The organism is Candidatus Saccharimonadales bacterium (genome assembly GCA_035945435.1).
Lineage (GTDB): Bacteria > Patescibacteriota > Saccharimonadia > Saccharimonadales > DASZAF01 > DASZAF01.
Genome location: DASZAF010000006.1, coordinates 1 through 21,419, shown reverse-complemented (window position 1 = coordinate 21,419; position 21,419 = coordinate 1). Strand labels below are relative to the sequence as shown.

The window sequence follows — 21,419 nt, the reverse complement described above, 5'->3', positions numbered from 1 at the left end:
GACAAGATGGCAAAAGAGACGATTTTAACCGGTATTCGGTCAAATAGCGACCTTCAAATTGGTAACTACTTTGGAGCAATGTTGCCTATGGTAGATATGGCCAACCATCATGCTGGAGAATACCAGATAAATATGTTCGTCCCTGATCTTCACAGTTTTACTACTCCCATCAACCACCGTGAGCTATATAAGCGCACCATCAACAACGTTAGAATCTTCGTGGCAGCAGGCCTGGACATTAATAACCCCAACCTCTATCTCTATCGCCAAAGCCATATCTCAGCTCACTCCGAGTTGACCTGGATACTCGACTGTTTTACTGGATTCGGCGAGATGAGCCGTATGACTCAATTCAAAGATAAATCCGCCAAGCTTAAGGAAGACAGAATCAGCGTCGGTCTTTTCAACTATCCTGTTCTCATGGCTGCAGATATTCTGCTATATGGAGCTGCTTACGTGCCGGTAGGCGAGGACCAGACTCAGCATCTTGAATTTGCCCGCGATATTGCCGAGCGGATGAATAGACAGTTTTCAGATGTCTTTCCTGACGGACTCTTCGTTGTCCCACAGCCCGTCTCTAAACAGCATGCTTTCTTCGCCAAAGACCAAGATCTTCGCATTCGCGATCTGCTCAGCCCTGCCACAAAGATGAGTAAGAGTGATGAGACTGGCAACGGGGTCATATTTCTCAGCGACGATCCCGAAGCCGCTGCCAAGAAGATCATGCGCGCCGAGACAGACTCTCTGGCACTAATACCCGATTCGCTTGACTATCAGAAACAGCCAGGCATAAGTAATCTGCTACAGATTTTAGCCTTACTCGAACACACAGCTGTCAACGAGACTCTCAGAGACTGGAGTGGCAAGACAAGTTACGGTGAACTGAAGTCAGCAGTTGCCGAAAAAGTAAGAGCTTTCCTGGAAGAGTTCCAAGCTCGGCTAAGCGATATCAGCGATCAGGAAGTTGAAGATAAGTTGCATGCTTCAGAGGAAGCGATGCGAGCAGTAGCCGACAAAACTCTTCACCGAGTTCAACAAGCCGTTGGCTTACGATCTATTGATGAAGCAGACTCTTAAGATACTTCCGGATGCCGTGGGGATACGAGCCGATATCTTTGTCGCCTCACAGCTAACAGACTACACTCGCTCATTCTGGAGCAAACAGTTCCATGACGGCAAGGTCACACACAATGGCAAGCCCATCAAGGGCTCGGCTCTCCTGCAAGAAGGTACATTGATAGTCGAGGTACCCGAAAGCACTGATCATTCTATCGATATACCGATCATCTATCAGGATGCAGATGTGATTGTTCTTAACAAACCACCAGGCCTTCTAACTCATAGTAAGGGCGTCTTAAATGAAGAGCCAACCGTCGCCGATTTTGTACGTCCACTCACCGATGAGGAGCAGTCGAACAATCGGCCCGGGATCGTTCATCGGCTTGATCGCGACACCTCAGGTGTGATCATCGCCGCTAAGAATCAGACAGCCAAACGATGGTTACAGGCTCAGTTTAGTAAGCGTAAAGTTAAAAAGACATACGTGGCACTCGTTGAAGGAATCCTTGATAAGCCCAAAGCCATCATTCGTTTACCAATAGAGCGAAATCCGAAGAAGCCACAGACGTTCAGGGTTGACTCTTCGGGCAAACCTGCCGAAACAGCCTATGAAGTCATCAAATCGTTTAAAGATGCCACGCTGATACGATTGATGCCTCAGACCGGCCGGACTCACCAGCTACGAGTTCACATGGCCTATCTTGGTCACCCAATTGCCGGTGATCGATTTTACGGGAGCAAACTGAAAGTGCCACGACTCTTTCTTCATGCCCAGTCTCTTGAGGTAACCCTACCCAACCGCAAGCGGGAGGTCTTTGAAGCACCGATGCCAAAAGATCTAAAAGAGGCACTAAAGGACTTCGATGCAAGACGATAATCCTATCCTCCACGCTCAGACGGCCACCCTGCTTACCAGCCTAGCCCGAGATCTGCCGCAGGCCATTATGCTGAGTGGACCTCGCGGGGTTGGTAAGCGCTATGTCACAGAGAAGTGGCTCACGAGAACGGGTGGCTTTTCAAAGTTGAGGCTGCGAATTATTGAGCCGCTTGAAGCAAAGAAGGGGATCGCAATCGAACAGATACGAGACCTCTATCGGGCGAGCAGAGCTAAGCAGGACGAAGACCAAGTTTTCATTCTCGACGGTGCCGATACTATGTCGCTTGGAGCTCAAAACGCCTTTCTGAAGCTGCTGGAGGAGCCAAACTCTTCGACGCATTTCGTTCTACTCTCGCATCTACCGCAACAGCTTCTTCCGACCATCCGTTCTCGCGTCCAGGAAGTTAATATCTACCCTCTCGAGACCGCCCAGCTCGAAGATTTTCTCAGGCAGACGTACCCAAAGCTCTCCAAAGAAGCTATTCAACAGATCCTCTTTGTTTCAAGAGGTAGGATCGGGCTGGCCTCGTTACTGGCTCAGGATAAAGAGCTACTCGACGAATATCGCAATCAAGCAGCAGTTGCGAAAGAGTTTTTACTTGGTTCCAAGCTAGATCGCCTCAAAATAGTCGGTAACCTGGGGAACGATCGGGAGAGAGCACTCACAATCCTGGAACTCGTCGTCCAGATGGCCCGGAGTCTACTTCATAAGGCTAAAACATCACCCCAAACACTCAATTGGGCTTCCAAAATCGACCTAGCCGAGGAGGTGGCCAACCGGCTTGTAGCCAATGGTAATATCAAAGCACAGCTGACCTATCTCGCACTCTCACTCTGAGATGGTATAATTAAGAGGTCTATGTACTCTATTATCTTCGTTATTTTGGCAGGCATCATGGCTCTCTACGCGAGCACAAGGGCAACCCACCTTCTTAAGCCGATGCAGGCCAAGACCGGTGGGCGCCTCCAGAAGCTCTGGCAGGACTTTCACATAGGTGTTAGTGAGAAGAAGTATTTGCGCGCTGAGAAGGCTCTTCTGACGATTCTTCGGGCCGACCAGCGAAACGCGATGGCCTATAGTCGTCTCGGTATCCTCTACGCCAAGCAGAAAGCCTACGCCGATGCCATTGAATGCTTCGAAATCGCCCAGAGCATTGAACCGATGGCCTCCAGCCTTCATAACCTGGGGCTGATCTACTATGAGACCGAGCAACACCAAAACGCAGCCCATGCCTTTGAGCGTGCGCTAGAGATGGAGGACGACTTAGCCGCCAGACATATTGCCTACGCCAAAGTCCAGGAAAAGCTCGGTAACCAGAAGCGAGTCGTTGAATCACTTGAGCGAGCCGTCCACTTAGAGCCAAACCCACAAACCTTTGCTTTGCTCATAGACGCCTACGAACGCATAGGTGAAAACGAGAAAGCCAAGACGTTAAAAGAGAAGATCGAAAAGCTCAAGGCAAGTGCCCCAACTACCCAAAGGGTCCAGCAACCACGCCGAGTGGTAATGTAGTTATTGTCAAAACAGGGAAATTCAGATAGAATTACCCCTGTAACTGCCACCTTAGCTCAGCTGGCTAGAGCAGCTGTTTTGTAAACAGCAGGTCGTCGGTTCGAGTCCGACAGGTGGCTCCAATTTAACAGGCTGGGGTAGCGAAGCGGCCAAACGCATTTGACTGTAAATCAAACGGCTTCATGCCTTCGGGGGTTCGAATCCCTCCCCCAGCACCATGATTTTAAACTCTGGAGTCATAACTAAGATGACTCTTTTTTATTTATCTTATAGGAGTAGACCAGTTACCTTGAAAGGAGGTAGTATACTAGAATTGTGATTAAAGAATCCGTACTTAGAGACCTATATATTAGTAGGCGACTTTCAATGAAAGAGATCTCTGATCTGCTTGGGTGCTCTACTAATAAAGTCGTGTATCATATGAATAAATGGGGCATTGAACGCAGATCAATCGGTGACGCGATTTACTACAAGCACAACCCTAATGGTGATCCGTTTAAGCTCAAAACTCCAGAAACCCCCGAAGAACATGAGCTCTACGGACTAGGTATTGGGTTATATTGGGGAGAGGGCAATAAAGCCAACAAGCATTCTGTCCGCCTCGGTAATACCGACCCGGAACTTATGAAGGTCTTCATTCGGTTCCTGATCGAATTATGTGGTGTCGCGCTCAAAGATCTCCGTTTCGGGCTACAAATTTTCTCAGATACTGACGAACAAGCAGTACTTGATTACTGGACCAATAGACTTGGGGTAAAGGCCTCGCAATTTTATAAAATAACAGTTACAATATCTGGGTCTCTTGGAACTTATCGTAGAAAAAGTCAATACGGTGTGTTAACGGTATATTATCATAATAAGAAACTAAGGGATAAATTGGTTGGGATTTTGCCCCGATAGCTCAGTGGTAGAGCGCAAACGTGGTAAGTTTGAGGTCGTGAGTCCAATTCTCACTCGGGGCTCCATGTTTAACGAATAAGGCCGCCTATCTTAGGCGGCTTGTTGTACATAAAAAGCTGTTTGATTACTGGTAGCAAAACCCCTTGCGTAAGCAAGGGGTGTAAGACCGTTGGCGCAAGCGTTTGCTACGCTGCCGACACTGAACGGCGGAGTCCATCTCCCAGATCCTATCTCCTGTGAGTCCATTACATTTGGTCCGCTACAAGATAGCCGGTAATTCCCAGCTACGGTCCCGTTTGAGTTCCATGCTCTCTCCACAACCACACCATTTGGTGCCTGAACATATTCGGCAACCGCCGCACCACCTGGAAGCCATTGGTAGGTCACCACGCTACCATCTGATCTGGCAACAATTGTCTCCGGATCAATACCGTTATGAGTCACGCCCTCAGGAGAAGGGGGCATGGCTGGAAGCCCAAGACCGTTACTATTCCCCGGTGACGAATGCTGTGCTCCGCCTGAACGGGATGGAGCGGTCGTCGGAATTTTGCCACCTTGAGACAGGTGAGCAGTTACTGGTTTACTGCCGCTGTGAGGGAGAGCAATGACGACTACGGTCGCGACGGCTACCGCCGCAGCAAGCGCTGCAGCAGGGAGAAGCCATCTCGGTCTCTGTCTCTCATGTCTGGGCATCCTGCCTAGTGTTACTGGCTGTACATCTGGCAGTACCATACCGGGACCTGCCACGGCCTCACCAGACCCAGGTACTGCGCCATCTGCGTCTGCCGTGAGGCCACCGCCCGCTATCTCCGCTGTACGAGCTTCGCCCAGTTGGGGATCACCACTGTCGGGTTGGTCGCCGCCTGAACCACGATCCGTTGCTATCTCTGCACCTTCTACCCCAGCATCACCCTTCAGAACTTCGTCCGGGCCAGCTTCCCCAATCGACATGCCTTTGCCTCCTTAGCTGTCTGTAAATATCATGAGAGATATTTAACAGAAATGCAAAATTCTGCGCATGGTATGCGTATGTCTCGATATGGGACTTGGGGATTAGCCTAGTTTGTAGGCTTGAAGAGAAGGGAAGTACTGTGTTGGTCCACCAGGGATGACTTGTCGAGCCGCCAATAAGGCTAAGTTAAGGGCAAGGCCCGGAGTTTTAAGAACGTTACCTCCACAATCCGGGCTATTCGGTGCCACAACACTAACCGGTGAAAAAGCCTGCGTGGACGACATCCGAGTCATCGACGTGATTGTAGCCGCGCCGCCTCGGCACGCAAGCTTTCCATAAGCTTGGACATATGGTATACCATTCTGTTCGCGCCACTGCGCCCAGCGCACCGTGTCGCCGGTCTGCAGATAGCTCGCAAAAAGATCCGGAGTCTGCCCACCATTGTCCGAAGCAATCACGCTTATCTGACCGGGGCCAGTACGGATCATATCGTACGCAGCGCCCCTGACAGACGCAAACGTTGAACTTTGGGGTTCTGTAAGACCGTACGGGTGTAGTGCGCTTGTGGTCGTCCCACCAGTCACGTGGCGCCGGTGACGATGTGGCGCCGAATGAGTAGGTTGAGCAGAGTCCGTCGGTTTTGCACCTGTCCGCCGCGCTGAGGTCGCAACATGCTTAACAGCTGAATTGTGATGGCCGCCACTGCCTGCGGCTACCGGAATGGCCACCACAGCCCCCACCAAGATAGCTGCTCCACCGACAGCCGGGTAGACCCAGCCAGGGATCCTGCGCCTTCGTCTTCGCTCAGAACCAACTGGTAGTGGGAGTTGCTCACCTTCTGCAGTTATAACCCCCGAGGCACCACCAAGAGGTACAGCGCGGAGCGCTTCAAGAGCTCCTGGGTCATCCTCATATATATCTGGAACCGTCTCGGCAACGCCACGAGCGGCAAGCTCATCTGGACCTAACTCATCTCCACCTTCACCTGGCATGATAGACATACGAGTTGAGCTCCTTATATGTTGTATATATCATACCACTTACACTATGAAATGGCAAGCTAGATAACAGGTACGAAACGGTTGTCTCCAGGGGGGTTTTCTGCTAGAATGAGGATGCTTAAATACAGAGAGCTATAACAGATGCCGAAGAAGACAAAATCTAAGAAGAAGGGTAACGTCCAGGTTATCACTCTCCAATGCACTGTGGACAAGAAGCATCGTGTCCAGACTATTAAGAACGTCAAAAACAGCCCCGATAAGCTAACTCTTCGCAAGTATAACTCCAATCTCCGTCAGTACACGTTGCACGAAGAGATCAAGACCAAGAGCGGAAACAAGAATAACAAAAACAAGTAGTTCTTATCTAAGACTACCAAGAACACTCTCTTCGATATACTTGGCCAACCATATGGACTCCGTTAGGAGTTCTTTTAAGCTGTGAGCCGTTACAGCTGGGCGCTTATCGTAGACGTATAGCCTATCATCGAGAAGTTCGACGTCAAAGTGCCTGAAGTGCTTGACGAAGATATCAAGCAGCTCAGAGCGTAAGATTGCCAGAATAATATCAATCTCCTCGATCCTAACCAGAACAATGAAGTGGTCGTTAAATGCCTGGTTTGGCAGTAGCCGGGTATCAAGAATCAGGTGGGTTGGAGCTTTGAGGCGAATATCCTCAAATAGAATTGGCTCATGGTGTTTCGAAATAATCAGTAAGTGGGGAAGTGTTTCGCTGTGCAGATCCAGCTGGGCAATTGTCCAACCAAAATCACGACTCTGGTGCAAAGGGTGATCCAGATGAACCTTGCGCCGCAAAACCGTGAGATCGTAACCCTCGTACGTACCGACAATAAAGTGATTATCGGCATGGGAGGCGGACAGAGTCACACCACGGACCAGCTCGAACTCTTCTCGGGACATGCTCATATGGCCAAGATAGGTTAATCCCGTTTTTCGAGCGTAGTCTCGAAAGGCGTGCCCTTCGGCCATATCATGGGCGCCCTTGATGTGGTGGGACAACGTATGTTTCAGTTGTCTACGTCTTAACATGCACCAAAAACACCCATCCTCCCACCTAATGCCTCTCTGCTATCTTAGCTGTAAGTATAAGCGGCATCATCTGCTCAAGCAACACAGCTTGTGTCAGTTGAGGTAAAAACGATAGCGAGCCATGTCCAACTGATAATCATCGCCAACTTCTACGCCTTCAGCTTCAAGCATCTCCTTTTGAAGCTGTTTGGAGGCATGCTGGGTACCCTTGATGGTAATAACGCCCTGGTTATTTAGAACACGCCACCAGGGGAAATCTGGTGCACCCTCAAGACTACGCATGGCCCAGCCAACCTGCCGCGCGGCCCGCGGAGAACCCAGATATGTAGCTATCTGGCCATAGCTGATGACTTTACCGGATGGCACCATGCTGACAACGTTAAGTACTGACTTCTGGAACTCGGTCATGTACCCATTCTACAGCGCGGCTCTTGCCAGTTCCGTAGCTCGCCGGCGAGCCTTGGCCTTATCGATATAACCAGGATCCATCCGGTCGAGAGTATCACAGGTGTTACAGACAGCACATGGGCCCAGTTCATCAAAGTCTCCACAGCAGTCACAGTTACCGTAGTGAACCTTCTCTTTGCCGTATTTCATGACAAGTGGCGCATTGTCAGCAACCAGGTAACTGGTATCCTCGCCTCGAATGATCTTACCGACAATTCCGCTAAACTGGCCCGGGTCAAAGATACTCCCTGGTGAGCCCTCGCCGAACGATGCTCGGCTACCGCAGGCCGCTGCATAGCGACCAGCCTGAGCGGCTTCAGCAGCGGCTTGCATAAGAAGATGCGTTTGAGCCCCGCTAATGCCGATGCTGCCACCTCCGGCCACCACATAGATCTGAACCGACGGATCAGCCGAAGCGGCCGAGGATTGAATGACTCGTACAATCTGATGATCTCCCGCCATATGCCGTCGAATGATTTCGTCAACGGCTGTATCCTGAATGCTCTTGAGGATGAGAAACGCCTCGGCATTGTCCAAGTTAGAGACGTGAACCGTCCCCGCTTCAAGAAGCCTCCGAATACGCATCTGTTCTGTCTCGTTGAGCAGGGGTCGCCCATCTGGCCTGACAGTCTTAAGTGCAGCCTCGGCATGCTGTCGGATGAGTGGGTGAAGTTGACGTGGCTCTTTCATGGCCGCCCAACTCAAGGCCTCCTCAAAGGCCATCTGGTTATCGACCAAGTCACCCAGTTCATGCCACGGAATAGTGCTTGGATCCGTAAGATCTTCAGCAAATTGGCCCTGTTTGGTCTCTTTGCCGGACGTCTTTTCAAGAGAGGCATCGAACCTATCGACATCTCCCTGTATAAGTTGGCGAAAGGCGTGAGGTGAGTCAGCCTGGGCAGTAAACGAGTAGCCGAGGACATCCTCTGCCGGGGTCCCATCTGGCAGTTCAATCCGGTGGTTTGCCAAAAATTCTCTGATCAGGCCAGGGTTGGCCCTATCGAGTGATACTGCTACCAACTCGAGCGTCGAGTCGCTGGCCTTACGGGCATACTGAACCACAGCCATCTCTCTGTTTGGGAACATACCGATCGAGATAGCATGACGTTGGGCCTCTATCTCGCACGGTGAAACCGAACCCATCACCGTACCAATAGGCGTGTCCCTATCTCGCATCATGGACTCTAACTGAGTAACGAACTGGAAGTCGTAGACCGTTCGTTTGGCGTAGAAACTGTAGTCAGGATCAGCGGCCGCCATAGCGTGAGCACCGATCGCCACATGACGGAGTGAGGCACGCTGGGAGTCGCCTTTCTGGTCGACCAACTCATGTCCGTTAAAGGTCAGATTGATAGTATTGGCGAACGGCAGTCCAACCGATTCGCTACTATAGGTCCTGATCTGGGTCCTGACATAGTCGGCAGTCGCATCGCGGACATAACCGTAGCTCTCTCGATCACGTGCAATTGCCTCTGCCTGACAGAGGCGTGATCTCTCGGAGACTGTTAGGGCGCGTTCGCGGTCAAGAGGAGAGGTTTCAAAGGGGCCGAGAACGCTCAGCGCGTGCTGATACCGTCTGGCTGTTTCCGAACTAGATCTATCCCTCTCCATACACCCCTCTTCCTGCTCGGGAAGGTATATGCGTACTGTCAGTGATATGTATCGGGCTTACTGCTCGTAGCAGCTCACCGTTGCGGCACAGCTCACGACTTGCACGTGATTCCGTATCACTACAGTCTCGCTTTGTATTTTGTATATCTAGTGTAGCATGAATGAATCACTACGCTATTATTCTTATGTTATGAAATAGTCAACAGAAATAGGGAAGAACAGATTGTGACGTACTTAACACACTCACCACGTACTTCACGCAAGGCCGTATGCTACACTTAATACAAATCGACCAATTGGTGGGGTATAGTTGAGTATCATAAAGTCCCGTCATCGTATTAAGAAGTGGCGCGTAACCTACAGAGCCATAACTGTAGTTGCCGCTCTGTCGTTGGCCTTAATCGTACCTGCCGCAGCATGGGCAAGTTCTGTCGGCCAGAATGCCGCCCTCTCTCAGGGTTTCACGATCCAAGGCAGCCCCAACAACTTTGTGCCTGGTGCTCTCGTTAGCACTACGACCAACGGCTCGCACGTCGTTCAGCTCGCTAACTCCGGTTCTGCAGATCGGATCGTTGGAGTCATCGCTGCCAATCCGCTTATCCAACTCTCACTGAAAGGCGATACGACTCAAGTGGTTATCAACGGGACGGCGGATGTCTTCGTCAGTGACTTAAACGGAAAGCTGAAAGTCGGCGATAAGATCACCAGCTCACCGATCGACGGAGTCGGTATGAAGGCTACCTCGAGCACCCAGATAGTCGGAACGGCTCTCGCGGCCTTTAACTCGAATACAGCTGTCGCTCGGACTATCAACAGCTCCGGTCACAGTCAGACTGTCCACATTGAACAGGTACCTGTTCAGATAAACGTCGCTTACTATCAATCTCTATCAAGTTCGGTATTACCGCCGTTTATCCAGGACCTAGCCAACACCATCGCCGGTAAACCCGTCTCAGTTGTCAGAGTTATGTTGGCTACTATCATCCTGCTAGTTGCTTTCATCAGTATCTTCGCCTTACTCTACACCGCAACTCGCTCGGGCATCACCTCCATTGGACGCAACCCACTTTCAGCCAAAGCCATTACCAGAAACCTCCGTTCAGTCGGCCTTGTTACTGTCGTTGTGCTGGCGGTCAGTCTCGGAGCCGTCTACCTCATTTTGACCGCCTAAAAACTTCTTGCACTTTAGAGCGTAAGCACTCTATAATGACAGGGAGTATATTTTCAAAAATAAATACTTAAAAAACAGACAGGTGTGTGAGAGGAAATGGGCGATTCGCCGTTGCCAGATAATGGCGACAAACTGACGAGTTCGACAGAGGTAAAAGAGGCTCAGACGGTTGGATCAGAGCCTATTGTTCTAACCCCAAAACAGGTTGAGAATACCCCAGTTGATGAGGCGCCACTTACTGACTTTGCAGCACATACCGGTGAGGCAACTATCCCGAAGCCACTACTTAATAGCCTCCTCGTCAGAATGGTTGGATTCGGGCTACTTGCTGCAGCAATTGTTTTCTTGGTTGCATTTTTCCTCATACGGGCGACAAATCACTATGTTGTTGAGAGAAGCAACCTAAATGCCGTCAGTATTCCGCTAAAGAATCTGCCGAACACTGCGACGACCTCAAGCCCATCTGACCAATCCGTATCTGTAAACGGCACCCTTCGAGTTACGAACACGGTCGTTGTTGAGCCGTCCAAGCAGCCGTCGAGCCCGACGGCCGGTCAGCTCTACTTCAACCAGACAAACAATATGCTCGAATACTATAACGGGTCATCATTCCAAACGATTCAGGGTTCGGGTACCCCCGCCGCCCCTGGAGCTACTACCAATGTGAATAATATCTTTAACAGTACTGTCGGGAGCACAGGTAATCTGTCGGCTTCCGGCGCGACTACAGGAAGCTTGGCCGTGTTTAATGGTAGTACGCTAGTTGGAAATTCGCTCATAACTCAAAATGGACAGTCGACGGTGATCGGAGGAAATGTAGTCCAGGTCGGTACAGGGGGAGCCTCGGATGTGACTGTCGGCTCGGTCAACGCCACCAGCGCAACCACGATACAAGCGGGTACAGGCGGTATGGCTCTTTTGACTGGTGCTGCTACAAGTGCAAGCGGTACCATTTCGATTATAAGTGGTGACTCATCGACGACTTCTGCGGGGAACGTGTCGTTAGATACAGGAGCTAGTGCGATTACCGGAGTGACGTTGGGTAGCTGGGACTTTGAGACCGCTAGCCAGGTAAACGACTGGTCGAATAACTATATCGGTTTCTTTACGCTTACTCAGGACTGCACAGTCGCCCACACCGGTAGCTGTAGCATGAACCAGACCGGATTCGGAACCGGCGGAGGCAGCGACGTATTTATGCAGCAAGAGGCCAACCACTTTACCCTGACGCCTTTTCACCAGTACGTCTTTAGTGCCTGGGTAAAGGCTGCCACAACGGCCGCACCGATCACGGCGTTTACATTTGGTATCACCAATTGTGACGCTGCGGCTCAGAACGACAGTTCGACACAGTGGACGCATGTTACCTGGTCGTGTGTCGACCCTGCCGGTGTCACAACAGGCTGGTTGATACTCGGCTTCGGTTCGGCAACGACAGAGACCCACTACTGGGATGACATATCCGCTACAGACGTCAGTGCATCCTCAACTGCAGCCATAGTCTCTTTGGGTGCAACGAACGCTCAGGAAGTAACAATTGGCAATATCAACCAGATCGATCCGACATCAATCTATGGTGCTGGGATCAGTATCAACAGCGGCTTGCAATCGATCACTGAGAAAGGAACCGCACTCTTCAAACCTAACGTAGACGGCACCAGCGCCTTCCAAGTCGAAAATGCTTCGGGGGGTACGCAGTTCAATATCGACACTACAAATAATATCGTCAGTTCAGGCGATACGATGGTTATTAACACCCCCAGCGGCTGCAACTACGCTAACTATGGGACCTATCTGATGACGTTCAGCCCATCAGCCTACTGGAAACTCGAAGATTCGGGTGGGACGGCTGCTGATAGTTCCGGCAATAATGACACTGGAACCTTATCCAATGTAACAACAGGCATAACACCAGGACCGTTCTCGTGCGCAACCGGGCATACCGCCATGAGCTTCAATGCTCCAAACACCAGCACTATCACCACCGCCACTTCATTTACCAGCCCAACTACATACACCCAGATCGCACTATTTAAGACCTCGAACCAGGGCTTACTGATCGGTGACCGGGACAATGTCGACTCAAACTATGACCGAGAACTCTACGTTGGCAACGACGGGAAGTTGCATACCAGAATCTTCAGCTCAATCAACGGCAACGATGATATCAACAGCCCTTCGACAGTCAACGATGGTAACTGGCACATGGCGGTCGCGACCGAATCAAATGCCGGTTTGTATCTTTATCTCGACGGTAACCTGGTAGCACATAATACAGCCGACACCTCTCCGCAGGGTTATACCGGTTCATGGTGGATGGGCCACGATAATAACTTCACCAACTTTACCGGCGATCTCGGTGAAGTAGCCGTCGTACCAACTGCATTAACAGCCGGTCAGGTTGCCAATCTAGCAACTGATGCTGGCCTCTACAGTGGCAACCTATCGTCACTCGGCATCGGCACGAATACTCCAGGCGCCAACTTAGATGACGAAGGATCTGCATTGTTTAAGGACTCAGCCAATTCAACGACGGCCCTTCAGATTGAGAATAGTACTGGGGTCCCGCTTCTCGCTGCGGATACTACCAATATGGCCTTTAACGTTTACGGAAGTGCCATATTTGAAGACTCGACCGCTTCAACAACAGCGTTCCAAATCGAAAACGGATCAGGCGTTCCCTTATTTACAGCTGATACCTCTGGCGCCAACATAACTGTTAGTGGCCCATCCTCAACCAATTTTGCTACATTCTATCTCACAAATACTCACCTCGAATCGACTCAGACAACTCCTCCTAATATCTCAAACCCGCTTAACTGCGGCACAGGCACCGGAGACACAGCGGCACTTACTGCCGGTTCAACAGACACCGCCGGCTCGTTTACGATAACGACCGGGAGTACCGGCTCGCCAACAACATGCGACACTACAATCACATTCCATTTTGGTTCCGCGAATGCGCCGAAGTCGATTATCGTTGTCGGCACTGGTAACGCCGCCTCCGCAGCCAGGCAGATATACGTTTCAGGCTCAATGGCAGCGACGTTCACCACCAGTTTCGGAGTTAGCTCAGGAGTTACAAACAGTACAACGTATACGTTTGACTACCTGGTTGTGGAGTGACCTAGCTCAGAATGCCCTTGAGTCGTCGCTGCCTGACCGCCTCGAAGAGCACGAGGGTTGTCGCTGCTGAGACGTTGAGCGAATCAGCCTGACCATACATCGGGATAAGGATCTTTTCATCAGCCATCTCAAGCCATTCGTCGGAAAGGCCAACTTGCTCTGTACCTAAAATGAGGGCGACCCTGCCGGTCATATCGACATCGGTATAGATAGTAGTCGCTGACGGGGTCGTGGCCAGGGTTGTGATGTCATGCTTATCTTTCCATAGGACAAATTCTTCAGTATTCGTCGTTACAATCGGCACAGTAAAGAGAGTGCCGATACTGGCCCGGACAACATTCGGGTTATAGACGTCAGTCCTCGGATCACAGACTATTACACCACTAATGCGGGCCGCGTCTGAGGATCTGAGCATCGTACCGAGATTACCCGGTTTCTCGATGGCTTCAGCTACTAAAAAGAGGGAGTGGTCATCAACTTTAAGGTCTTCCAGCTTATGGTGTACCTGCGGAGCAATAGCGATTATGCCTTCGGGCCTATCTCGGTAGGCGATCTTTATAAAGACGTCTTTGGTTGTCTGAAAGTCTTTGGCACCGCCTTTGATGGCCAGCTCCACCAGTTTTGTTTCGTTCTCACCAAGATAAAGGTCTGGGCAGTAGTAGATTTCGCTAAGCTTGAAGTTATTTTCAAGGGCAGAGAGCACAGCACGATAGCCCTCAATTAAGACGACTTTTCGTTCATCTCGTTTGCGACGATTCTTGAGTTTGACGAGTTCTTTAATCCGAGGATTCTGAGGGCTGGTGATTAACATGGCTACCCGGATTATATCGCACTTGGTCTACGCGGCTAGTGGCTCTGCTTCCGCTTCAGCTCTCTGTCGCAGCTCTTCCAGTCTCAACTCTTCCAAGACAGCTCCGGCCTCTTCTTCAGTCATCGCCTCGATTTCAGCACGTTGCTCATAGTCAAGTTCCCAAAATGCCTCATTTGTCCAAATTGCAGCAGGAATAGGCCCATTCCAAGGATCAGGTCGGTGGGGGACTGCTTCATCTGAAAATACTTCGTTTCCAGGGTCGCTAACTGCATCGCGGTACTCGCCCAGGGCAAAGGCGGCGAGAGCCCTTCGAGCTTTTCCGCTCCCCGTAGCATTTAAGTGATCGATCCGTCCATCGATGGGCCCGCGTTCATCCGTAGGTAGAAACCTAGGAAAATATGTACCTGGTACTAAATGTTCTGGATATGGTTGGCCTGGTAAGAGCATTATTTTATTCCTGTTGAGTTAACTTGCATATAGAGTGAATCTGCTTATCAAATCAGTCAAGTCCATTTGTGTAAAACGCTTTCTAATGGCAGGGGCACGTGGAATCGAACCACGATCTAAGGTTTTGGAGACCTTTATACTAGCCGTTGTACTATGCCCCTATACAGATGTGATTATACAATAAAGTGCCCCTCCAGACGACAGGTATACCTTGATTTGCTATACTGAAATACAAATGAAACAGTTTGATCTGCCACAACCAATTCTCTATATACTGATCGGACTTCCGGGTGCAGGGAAGTCGTGGTTTGCTAAGCAGTTTGCCGAGACACATCAACTAGCCCGGGTCAGCGAGGATGCAATTCGTTACGCCATCGCGAGCGATCAGCAGCCAGTTGAGGCCGAGAGTGAGGAAGTAGATCGTCTAGCCCACCTCATGTCCGAGGAGCTCCTCCGAACTGGCCGCAGTTTCATCTATGACGCCAACTCAAGTCGTCGCAGCAAACGTACAGAACTGATCCAGTCGGCTCGTAAAGCGGGCTACCAGACGTTAACCGTCTGGGTCCAGACTGACGCGGATACCTCGCTGGCAAGAGCTGGACGACGAGTTCATACCCCTGAGAGTTCGATGCCGGTCCTTGATGAAGAAACCTTTAACCAACTCGCTAAGCGCCTCACACCACCAACCTCTCAAAACAGCGAACCGTACGTCGTTATAAGCGGCAAACACACCTACAGCACGCAGGCTCACGCCTTGCACACTCGGATACTCCGCCTCTACTATGGTGACCGGGAAAAAGAGAACGGTGAGAGGCCACGAACCAACGGTGAGGTTAGTCTGAAAGACGCCCCGATTCCACACCCCAAAACGACACCGAAACGGACTCATTTCGACATCTCCAGACCGATAAACGTGCGAGGCCATGAAGAATCTCGTCATTAATGACGAAGAGTTTGGGGCTATCACAGTCCGATTCAACAGCCGAGCTAGACGCATCATTATGCGCCTTAACACTAATGGTTCCCTGCTAATCACCGCTCCTCATCGAAGGTATCTTCCTGATGTTGAACGCTTCATCGAATCGTCGCGGGACAGACTCCGGACACAGCGTATCCAGCAGAAGAGTGACATGGTTATCTTTCGAGACGGCCAGCTGATCGGCAAACATCACACTCTTTCACTGCTGCGCGCTGACGTCCCGTCGGTCCAGTCACGAACGTCCGAATCGAAAGTTCTCGTTAAGTACCCAGGATGGCTTGAAGCCGAGAGTAAGGAGGTCCAGGATGTCGTTACTGCCGCTGTCAAGAAAGCCCTCCGCCGTCAAGCCAAACTGCTGTTACCGTTATACGTTGCCGACAGGGCCAAACAGCGCGGGTTGGGATACGAGACCGTTCGAGTTAACAGCGCCAAGTCGCGGTGGGGGAGTTGTACGACAAACCGCAGGATCAGTCTCAACCTATGGCTTCTGATGCTACCTGACGAGCTGATCGATTACGTAGTCTGCCATGAGCTTTGCCACCTTATCCATCCCAATCACGGCGAGGAATTTTGGCAGGAAGTTGCCAGCTTCGTGCCCGATTACTTAGCTAAGCGTCGCCTCCTCAAAACCTACCATCCACTCGGCTAAAGTGATTATGCTTTAGGCCACTCTCGTGACATAATAGCTATAGTTATGGACTACATGAATTCGTTCCTGGAGCTAAACGAACGAATGTCGCGCATCCTCCAGACGGTGGCTGTCTCTTTTTCGCTCATACCCATTCTTATTACCACGTTCATCAAGTACCACGAACTTAGCTCGATCAGCTTCCATCCGTGGGCATACTGGGTCTCACTTGTCGGCTTTCTTATCATCAGCGTCTCCCAGTTTATTGTCAGACCAACCACCAATCGAAGGTGCCAAGTCTATGTCGTTGGCTTCACGATTCTTGGTCTGATCATTAGCGTGTTCGTTGCCGGATACAACAACGGCATCTTCATGATCGGTTGGCTCATGCTGATCATCGTCGCCGATCTCTTCTTCAATAGAGCTGCACTAATTCTCTCGTGGCTGATCTTTGTAACCAGTATCATTTGGTGGCGCTTTATGCACCCTGGTCTAGCGAACGATATGCTGGCAGAGATCCTCGTAGAATCACTCTTCATCGGCTTTATCGCAATGTTCGTTTCCTATATCCGCGAGATCATAGGTATTCGTGGAAGTCAGCTCGAAAAAACCAGAGAACAGGAGCAACTCGAGCGGGAACGTCTCGTCACCCTCATAAACAGCATGGGTGACGGAGTCATCGCTTTTAACGAGCATGGTACAATCCGTATCTTTAACGCCGCCACTTTAAACCTGCTCGATACTAACGCCGACCTAACGGGACGATCGGTAGATGTCATTCTAAACCTGCGCGATCCAGGTGGCTCTAGGGTTAAGTTGACCAAATTAGCAAAAGGGTTGGCTGGCAATAAGGTGCTGACTGACTTGAAACACGCCTTCTCGGACAAGGAGATGATCAATCTCTATATCAACATTTCGCCTATCAACCTCGGGTACAAGCGACGTGGCGAGCGCGGTTATATTCTTATCATGCGCGATATCACCAAAGAGAAAACACTCGAAGAAGAGCACGACGAATTTATTGCCGTTGTCAGCCACGAACTACGTACGCCGATCGCTATCGCTGAAGGCAACTTGTCTAACGCACTCTTGCTTGAACAGAAGGAAGTTTCGCGTCAGATTATCACTGACGCCCTTCAAGACTCGCATGAGCAGATACTCTTCCTAGCCAAAATGATCAACGATCTTTCGACGCTCTCGCGGGCAGAACGAGGGATAGGTAAAGATGATATCGAGCCTGTCGACATCTACCGGCTGCTCGATGAACTTCACTCAAACTATCAGCCCCAGGCCGCCAAGAAGAACCTTAGACTAACCACCAAGGCGCTGAGCAAGATCGATCCCCTAAAGACGAACAAACTCTATATCGAAGAGATACTTCAGAACTTTATCACCAACTCAATCAAATACACCTCAAAAGGCGGCGTAACAGTCACAGCTGAACAAGATCAAGCCCACAGAGTTATATTTACCGTTAAGGATACCGGCATCGGTATCAGCAAGACTGATCAAAAACATGTCTTTGAAAAATTCTTCCGGTCTGAGGACTACCGAACCCGCGAAAGCTCAGGAACAGGACTGGGGCTTTACCTCGTTCAGAAGCTCGCTCCTCTTATTAACGCCCGGATCGATTTTACGAGCCGCCTCAATCACGGGTCGGTCTTCACCATCGTCGTCTCCCCGATAACGGCACCTAGCAAAGAAGCAAAGCAGGTAGTGACAGCCTCTCCCACAGCACCAACCGTCTCCCCGTAAGGCCATTGCTATTGCTAATCTGCTGTGAGTTAATACAGCCATAGTCTGTTGCTCCTGTTACGTTGCGCACCATGAAGCAGCCAAGCCCACCGCAATATCTCATAGTTGAAGGACCTTCATACTCTGGTAATACCAGACAAGCTGAGTTATTGGCTGAAAAGCTGGCACTACTCGGAAGAGATGTCCAAGTAGCCACATGCTCTACCGACACCGATCCAATCTGCGGACGGCTTGCTACCGCACGTCTACTGGCCAGGGAGATTCAGCTTGGTGAACGGCAACAGTGTGGGGCTGCACTCAAGATGGCTCGGATGCTTGGAGCGGCTACAGGGGAGCTCGTCACCGGATGGCTGGGAGAAGGGAGCGATGTAGTTGCCGACACGAGTTGGCTTGCCATTGCCGCAAATGTGTTGAGCGGTAACCGGCAAGCTCTTGAGAGTGACATACCCATATTGGCTGCTGAGTACGATGCCGCAACGAGTGCTCCACTCTTACCAAATGGTATCGTCATCGTTGATGCCCCGTACGGCCTGGTACTCCAAAATGCCATCGAAGAGGGGACTTACGCCGAACAGATGCTAGGTACCTCCCGGCAGTATGATATGATCCGCCGCGCTTACCACCTTCTGGCTCAAGCCTTCGCTATACCCTTTGTCAGCGGTACTTTACCTGAGCATCTTCTCCAACAGCAAGTCATGAACCATCTACTCGGCACATTTGCCATAGGACGTCCGAGACTCACGACTGAACCTTTTCGGGTCAGGGAATCAGTTTAGAGAACTCGGATTGAGGGATGGCTTCGATAACCGGATAGCAGACGTTCCGGCCCTTCCAGTTCACTTCGCCGAACTCGAAAGCGAGCATCGACCAATTATAGAGAGCGAGGTCGAAGAGTAGCGCAAACGGCAGATTAATAATGCCTAGCCACCACCCCTTCGAGTTGGTCCGCTGCATGACGATTAGGTAGCCGATGGTCAGGCAGAGAACACTGACGACGGCGACAGCCTGTAAGTCATAGAGGTTAAAGGCGTAGATAGCCTGCCAAATAAGATAAGCGTACGGAGCCAGTAGTAGACCGATCGCTGTCGATATCAAGGTGACTCGGATGGGTCGACGCTTCATGAGTGGATAGTAGGTCCGAGTGCTTGTCTCTATCTGACTGGAGAGGCGTTTTCTGGTCGTTAGGTCCGTCCGACGGTCTGCCATCACGAATCGGTAGCGACCTTTACGAAAGAGGGTCTTGGCGAACTGTTCTTCAGGAAAGACGCTACCTCGTACGCCGGCAAATCCGCCGCACTGTTTTAGAACCTCACTCTTAATCATCCAGCACTGGCTGGCAACCGGTACCTGGCCTGTTCTAAGCGGTATCATAACTTGCCAGAAGTCTCTTAGTGGCTGCAGGAAGATGGGCAGAAAATCGAGCCGTCTTCGGCGGGGCAGAACGGAGATCATGTCGGCTTTTGTGCGTGCCATATAGGTGACCAGCTGGCTGACAGTGACAGGGCCAAGGTGGGTGTCGACACCTGCAAAGATGATAATGTCTCCACTGGCCTCTTTGGCTAGCAGCTCGCAGGCCTTATTCTTGCCAAGCCAGCCCTCAGCCGGCGCTTCACCTTTGACGAAACGAACACCTTGATGAGCAAAGCTCCGGATAACCCGAGCTGTCCGGTCCTGCGAGCAATCATCGAGCACCAGAATCTCTAGCTTTGGATAGTCAGAACTGATCGCACCTTTCAGGTTATCTTCGAGAGTATCGGTCTCGTTTCGAGCCGGTATGGCCAACGTTACTGCCGGTAGTTTGGCGAGCCGATACGAAGGCTTGATTATACCGGTGTAGTAGTGGCGATCGACCCATGTAGCCCGGTAGAGAACATACAAACTGACGGCTAAATTGAGTAACAGTACCGTCGCGATTGTATCCTGCCAGATACGATGATCCAGGTAATCGACGTAGATAGACAGAAGTAGCGCCACCAGAGTTAACCAGACTGCGCTTCTAAGGACCGAGTGGCGTTGGTAGTGTTCGTTAAAGCGTCCTAGCGACCAGCGAAGGGCGTTAGCCATCAGATAGAGAAGCGGTGCCGCCATCAGGACAGAGGCAAGGACTGGATAGTCGAGGATGAACGTTAGGGGAACCATGGAGAAATAGATAGCAGCAACGAAGGCTCCGAGAGCACGATGTCGCAACCAGAATACCTCCAGGGGTAGCATGATCAGTTGGACCAGAAGCGCGAAAAGCAGGAGGCCCCACCATCCCATCTGCAGCGTCTCTGCATTCATATGTTTATGGTATCACACCGCTTGTGTTTCGACGCGTCTTGTTGAAAGATTACTATTATGATGCGATAATAACCTTATCACTTTGGGAGTTTTAGTATGGATCTTGAATATAGAGTTGGCCAGGAACCCCAGCAGCCAGAGCGTTGGTATCACAGGCTATACCAGCGCCTAGGAAAGGTTGGTACAGCCGCATTCGTACTATGCGGTGCGGCTATTGTGGGAGATGTCGCCATCGGAGAATGGAATGCCGATCTCGCTCAGACCGCTGACGGCTTAAACCCCGGACCCGAGAAGACTGCATATCTCAATCAAATGCATACCCTCATGGCTGTCGACAAGATATCCACTATTATTGCTATCGGCTCGGGTATCGTGGCTGCAGCATGCTATCTGCGTATTGCAAGACGAGACCGAAACGCCATACAAGAATCCTCTGACCATTGACGGTTTCCACCTCTACAGGATATACTGTTGACAAAGCCGTGATTCAAGGAGGCTTTTTTAAGTTGGAAGGAACGTTATGGCGAAAGGCGCCTCAAAGAAGACGTCTGGTCGGAAGGCCCGGATTCCGCGTCCTAAGATACCACCCGTAATCGGCAAGGTTCTCTATTACCCCCGACTGGTGCTTCGGTTTATCTTCTGGCCGCTTCGTCCGTTCGGTCGTTACTTCAAAGGTGCCTGGCAGGAACTCAAAGAGGTCACTTGGCCCAATCGCAAGATGAGCATCCAGCTGACGCTGGCTGTCATCGTCTTCACCCTCCTGTTAAGCGCCGTCATCGCCGCCCTTGATTTCGGATTCGAACAATTAGTTAAGA

Annotated in this window: 22 protein-coding genes, 4 tRNA genes and 1 riboswitch; of the genes, 17 read left to right on the top strand and 9 right to left on the bottom strand. The window is 50.8% G+C overall.

Annotated elements, in window-relative coordinates:
• Positions 1 to 6 precede the first annotated feature (6 nt).
• The 8 genes from trpS (at position 7) to VGS28_00685 (ending at position 4,414) form a co-directional block, all read left to right on the top strand.
• The gene (trpS, locus tag VGS28_00720; protein ID HEV2412308.1) at positions 7 to 1,077 is read left to right on the top strand and encodes a tryptophan--tRNA ligase; all 1,071 of its coding nucleotides are present in this window, start codon (positions 7 to 9) and stop codon (positions 1,075 to 1,077) included.
• Complete coding sequence (locus VGS28_00715; protein HEV2412307.1) at positions 1,061 to 1,936, top strand: RluA family pseudouridine synthase; 876 nt, start codon at positions 1,061 to 1,063, stop codon at positions 1,934 to 1,936. The genes trpS and VGS28_00715 overlap by 17 nt, the downstream gene beginning before the upstream one ends.
• Entirely contained in the window at positions 1,923 to 2,774 is an 852-nt protein-coding gene (locus tag VGS28_00710; protein ID HEV2412306.1) for an AAA family ATPase, read from the top strand. The genes VGS28_00715 and VGS28_00710 overlap by 14 nt, the downstream gene beginning before the upstream one ends.
• Before the next feature lie 21 nt (positions 2,775 to 2,795).
• Positions 2,796 to 3,449, top strand: coding sequence for a tetratricopeptide repeat protein (locus VGS28_00705; protein ID HEV2412305.1), 654 nt, complete (start codon positions 2,796 to 2,798; stop codon positions 3,447 to 3,449).
• A gap of 45 nt (positions 3,450 to 3,494) precedes the next feature.
• A tRNA-Thr gene (locus VGS28_00700) sits at positions 3,495 to 3,571 on the top strand.
• 9 nt (positions 3,572 to 3,580) lie between these two features.
• Positions 3,581 to 3,667, top strand: a tRNA-Tyr gene (locus VGS28_00695).
• 202 nt (positions 3,668 to 3,869) lie between these two features.
• A complete protein-coding gene (locus tag VGS28_00690; protein ID HEV2412304.1) occupies positions 3,870 to 4,349 on the top strand; it encodes a hypothetical protein in 480 nt (159 codons plus the stop codon).
• A tRNA-Thr gene (locus VGS28_00685) sits at positions 4,340 to 4,414 on the top strand. Before VGS28_00690 ends, VGS28_00685 begins: the two co-directional genes overlap by 10 nt.
• 25 nt (positions 4,415 to 4,439) lie before the next feature.
• On the opposite strand, the gene VGS28_00680 is transcribed toward VGS28_00685, so the two are convergent.
• A complete protein-coding gene (locus tag VGS28_00680; GenBank protein HEV2412303.1) occupies positions 4,440 to 5,300 on the bottom strand; it encodes a hypothetical protein in 861 nt (286 codons plus the stop codon).
• 102 nt (positions 5,301 to 5,402) lie between these two features.
• Positions 5,403 to 6,302: a hypothetical protein gene (locus tag VGS28_00675; protein ID HEV2412302.1), complete on the bottom strand. Its 900-nt coding sequence runs from the start codon at positions 6,300 to 6,302 to the stop codon at positions 5,403 to 5,405.
• 141 nt (positions 6,303 to 6,443) lie between these two features.
• Here VGS28_00675 and rpmG point away from each other — a divergent pair, with 141 nt between their 5' ends.
• A complete protein-coding gene (rpmG, locus tag VGS28_00670) occupies positions 6,444 to 6,659 on the top strand; it encodes a 50S ribosomal protein L33 (GenBank protein ID HEV2412301.1) in 216 nt (71 codons plus the stop codon).
• Positions 6,660 to 6,662: 3 nt separating this feature from the next.
• Here rpmG and VGS28_00665 read toward each other — a convergent pair whose 3' ends face one another.
• The 3 genes from VGS28_00665 to VGS28_00655 form a co-directional block, all read right to left on the bottom strand.
• On the bottom strand, positions 6,663 to 7,289 hold the full coding sequence (locus VGS28_00665; protein ID HEV2412300.1) for a hypothetical protein: 627 nt from the start codon (positions 7,287 to 7,289) through the stop codon (positions 6,663 to 6,665).
• Between the two features lie 153 nt (positions 7,290 to 7,442).
• Positions 7,443 to 7,757, bottom strand: a complete 315-nt coding sequence (locus VGS28_00660; GenBank protein ID HEV2412299.1) for a methylated-DNA--[protein]-cysteine S-methyltransferase — start codon at positions 7,755 to 7,757, stop codon at positions 7,443 to 7,445.
• Between the two features lie 9 nt (positions 7,758 to 7,766).
• Complete coding sequence (locus VGS28_00655; GenBank protein HEV2412298.1) at positions 7,767 to 9,407, bottom strand: hypothetical protein; 1,641 nt, start codon at positions 9,405 to 9,407, stop codon at positions 7,767 to 7,769.
• Positions 9,405 to 9,546: riboswitch (adenosylcobalamin (AdoCbl) riboswitch) on the bottom strand. (Overlaps the previous gene by 3 nt.)
• 171 nt (positions 9,547 to 9,717) lie before the next feature.
• Between VGS28_00655 and VGS28_00650 the strand changes: the two genes are divergently transcribed.
• The gene (locus VGS28_00650) at positions 9,718 to 10,578 is read left to right on the top strand and encodes a hypothetical protein (GenBank protein ID HEV2412297.1); all 861 of its coding nucleotides are present in this window, start codon (positions 9,718 to 9,720) and stop codon (positions 10,576 to 10,578) included.
• 96 nt (positions 10,579 to 10,674) lie between these two features.
• Complete coding sequence (locus VGS28_00645) at positions 10,675 to 13,704, top strand: LamG domain-containing protein (protein ID HEV2412296.1); 3,030 nt, start codon at positions 10,675 to 10,677, stop codon at positions 13,702 to 13,704.
• 1 nt (position 13,705) lies between these two features.
• Here VGS28_00645 and VGS28_00640 read toward each other — a convergent pair whose 3' ends face one another.
• The 3 genes from VGS28_00640 to VGS28_00630 form a co-directional block, all read right to left on the bottom strand.
• Positions 13,706 to 14,515, bottom strand: a complete 810-nt coding sequence (locus tag VGS28_00640; protein ID HEV2412295.1) for an RNA methyltransferase — start codon at positions 14,513 to 14,515, stop codon at positions 13,706 to 13,708.
• A gap of 27 nt (positions 14,516 to 14,542) precedes the next feature.
• Positions 14,543 to 14,962: a hypothetical protein gene (locus VGS28_00635; protein ID HEV2412294.1), complete on the bottom strand. Its 420-nt coding sequence runs from the start codon at positions 14,960 to 14,962 to the stop codon at positions 14,543 to 14,545.
• An 86-nt stretch (positions 14,963 to 15,048) separates the two neighbouring features.
• Positions 15,049 to 15,123: transfer RNA gene (locus tag VGS28_00630), tRNA-Trp, on the bottom strand.
• Positions 15,124 to 15,197: 74 nt separating this feature from the next.
• Here VGS28_00630 and VGS28_00625 point away from each other — a divergent pair.
• From VGS28_00625 to VGS28_00610, 4 genes are all read left to right on the top strand, one after another.
• Positions 15,198 to 15,905: an ATP-binding protein gene (locus VGS28_00625; GenBank protein ID HEV2412293.1), complete on the top strand. Its 708-nt coding sequence runs from the start codon at positions 15,198 to 15,200 to the stop codon at positions 15,903 to 15,905.
• Positions 15,886 to 16,590, top strand: a complete 705-nt coding sequence (locus VGS28_00620; GenBank protein ID HEV2412292.1) for a SprT family zinc-dependent metalloprotease — start codon at positions 15,886 to 15,888, stop codon at positions 16,588 to 16,590. The genes VGS28_00625 and VGS28_00620 overlap by 20 nt, the downstream gene beginning before the upstream one ends.
• Positions 16,591 to 16,635: 45 nt before the next feature.
• Positions 16,636 to 18,324 (top strand): ATP-binding protein, encoded by a 1,689-nt coding sequence (locus VGS28_00615; GenBank protein ID HEV2412291.1) that lies wholly within the window; start codon positions 16,636 to 16,638, stop codon positions 18,322 to 18,324.
• 71 nt (positions 18,325 to 18,395) lie between these two features.
• Entirely contained in the window at positions 18,396 to 19,100 is a 705-nt protein-coding gene (locus VGS28_00610; protein HEV2412290.1) for a hypothetical protein, read from the top strand.
• Here VGS28_00610 and VGS28_00605 read toward each other — a convergent pair.
• A complete protein-coding gene (locus VGS28_00605; GenBank protein ID HEV2412289.1) occupies positions 19,084 to 20,604 on the bottom strand; it encodes a glycosyltransferase in 1,521 nt (506 codons plus the stop codon). The genes VGS28_00610 and VGS28_00605 overlap by 17 nt on opposite strands.
• A gap of 96 nt (positions 20,605 to 20,700) precedes the next feature.
• Between VGS28_00605 and VGS28_00600 the strand changes: the two genes are divergently transcribed.
• Entirely contained in the window at positions 20,701 to 21,048 is a 348-nt protein-coding gene (locus VGS28_00600) for a hypothetical protein (protein HEV2412288.1), read from the top strand.
• A 76-nt stretch (positions 21,049 to 21,124) separates the two neighbouring features.
• On the top strand, positions 21,125 to 21,419 hold a 295-nt coding region (secE, locus tag VGS28_00595), incomplete at its 3' end, for a preprotein translocase subunit SecE (protein HEV2412287.1).

Coding starts and splice junctions, on each gene's coding strand:
- trpS (HEV2412308.1), top strand. CDS start 7: ATGGCAAAAGAGACGATTTTAACCGGTATTCGGTCAAATAGCGACCTT.
- VGS28_00715 (HEV2412307.1), top strand. CDS start 1,061: ATGAAGCAGACTCTTAAGATACTTCCGGATGCCGTGGGGATACGAGCC.
- VGS28_00710 (HEV2412306.1), top strand. CDS start 1,923: ATGCAAGACGATAATCCTATCCTCCACGCTCAGACGGCCACCCTGCTT.
- VGS28_00705 (HEV2412305.1), top strand. CDS start 2,796: ATGTACTCTATTATCTTCGTTATTTTGGCAGGCATCATGGCTCTCTAC.
- VGS28_00690 (HEV2412304.1), top strand. CDS start 3,870: ATGAATAAATGGGGCATTGAACGCAGATCAATCGGTGACGCGATTTAC.
- VGS28_00680 (HEV2412303.1), bottom strand. CDS start 5,300: ATGTCGATTGGGGAAGCTGGCCCGGACGAAGTTCTGAAGGGTGATGCT.
- VGS28_00675 (HEV2412302.1), bottom strand. CDS start 6,302: ATGTCTATCATGCCAGGTGAAGGTGGAGATGAGTTAGGTCCAGATGAG.
- rpmG (HEV2412301.1), top strand. CDS start 6,444: ATGCCGAAGAAGACAAAATCTAAGAAGAAGGGTAACGTCCAGGTTATC.
- VGS28_00665 (HEV2412300.1), bottom strand. CDS start 7,289: ATGGCCGAAGGGCACGCCTTTCGAGACTACGCTCGAAAAACGGGATTA.
- VGS28_00660 (HEV2412299.1), bottom strand. CDS start 7,757: ATGACCGAGTTCCAGAAGTCAGTACTTAACGTTGTCAGCATGGTGCCA.
- VGS28_00655 (HEV2412298.1), bottom strand. CDS start 9,407: ATGGAGAGGGATAGATCTAGTTCGGAAACAGCCAGACGGTATCAGCAC.
- VGS28_00645 (HEV2412296.1), top strand. CDS start 10,675: ATGGGCGATTCGCCGTTGCCAGATAATGGCGACAAACTGACGAGTTCG.
- VGS28_00640 (HEV2412295.1), bottom strand. CDS start 14,515: ATGTTAATCACCAGCCCTCAGAATCCTCGGATTAAAGAACTCGTCAAA.
- VGS28_00635 (HEV2412294.1), bottom strand. CDS start 14,962: ATGCTCTTACCAGGCCAACCATATCCAGAACATTTAGTACCAGGTACA.
- VGS28_00625 (HEV2412293.1), top strand. CDS start 15,198: ATGAAACAGTTTGATCTGCCACAACCAATTCTCTATATACTGATCGGA.
- VGS28_00620 (HEV2412292.1), top strand. CDS start 15,886: ATGAAGAATCTCGTCATTAATGACGAAGAGTTTGGGGCTATCACAGTC.
- VGS28_00615 (HEV2412291.1), top strand. CDS start 16,636: ATGGACTACATGAATTCGTTCCTGGAGCTAAACGAACGAATGTCGCGC.
- VGS28_00610 (HEV2412290.1), top strand. CDS start 18,396: ATGAAGCAGCCAAGCCCACCGCAATATCTCATAGTTGAAGGACCTTCA.
- VGS28_00605 (HEV2412289.1), bottom strand. CDS start 20,604: ATGAATGCAGAGACGCTGCAGATGGGATGGTGGGGCCTCCTGCTTTTC.
- VGS28_00600 (HEV2412288.1), top strand. CDS start 20,701: ATGGATCTTGAATATAGAGTTGGCCAGGAACCCCAGCAGCCAGAGCGT.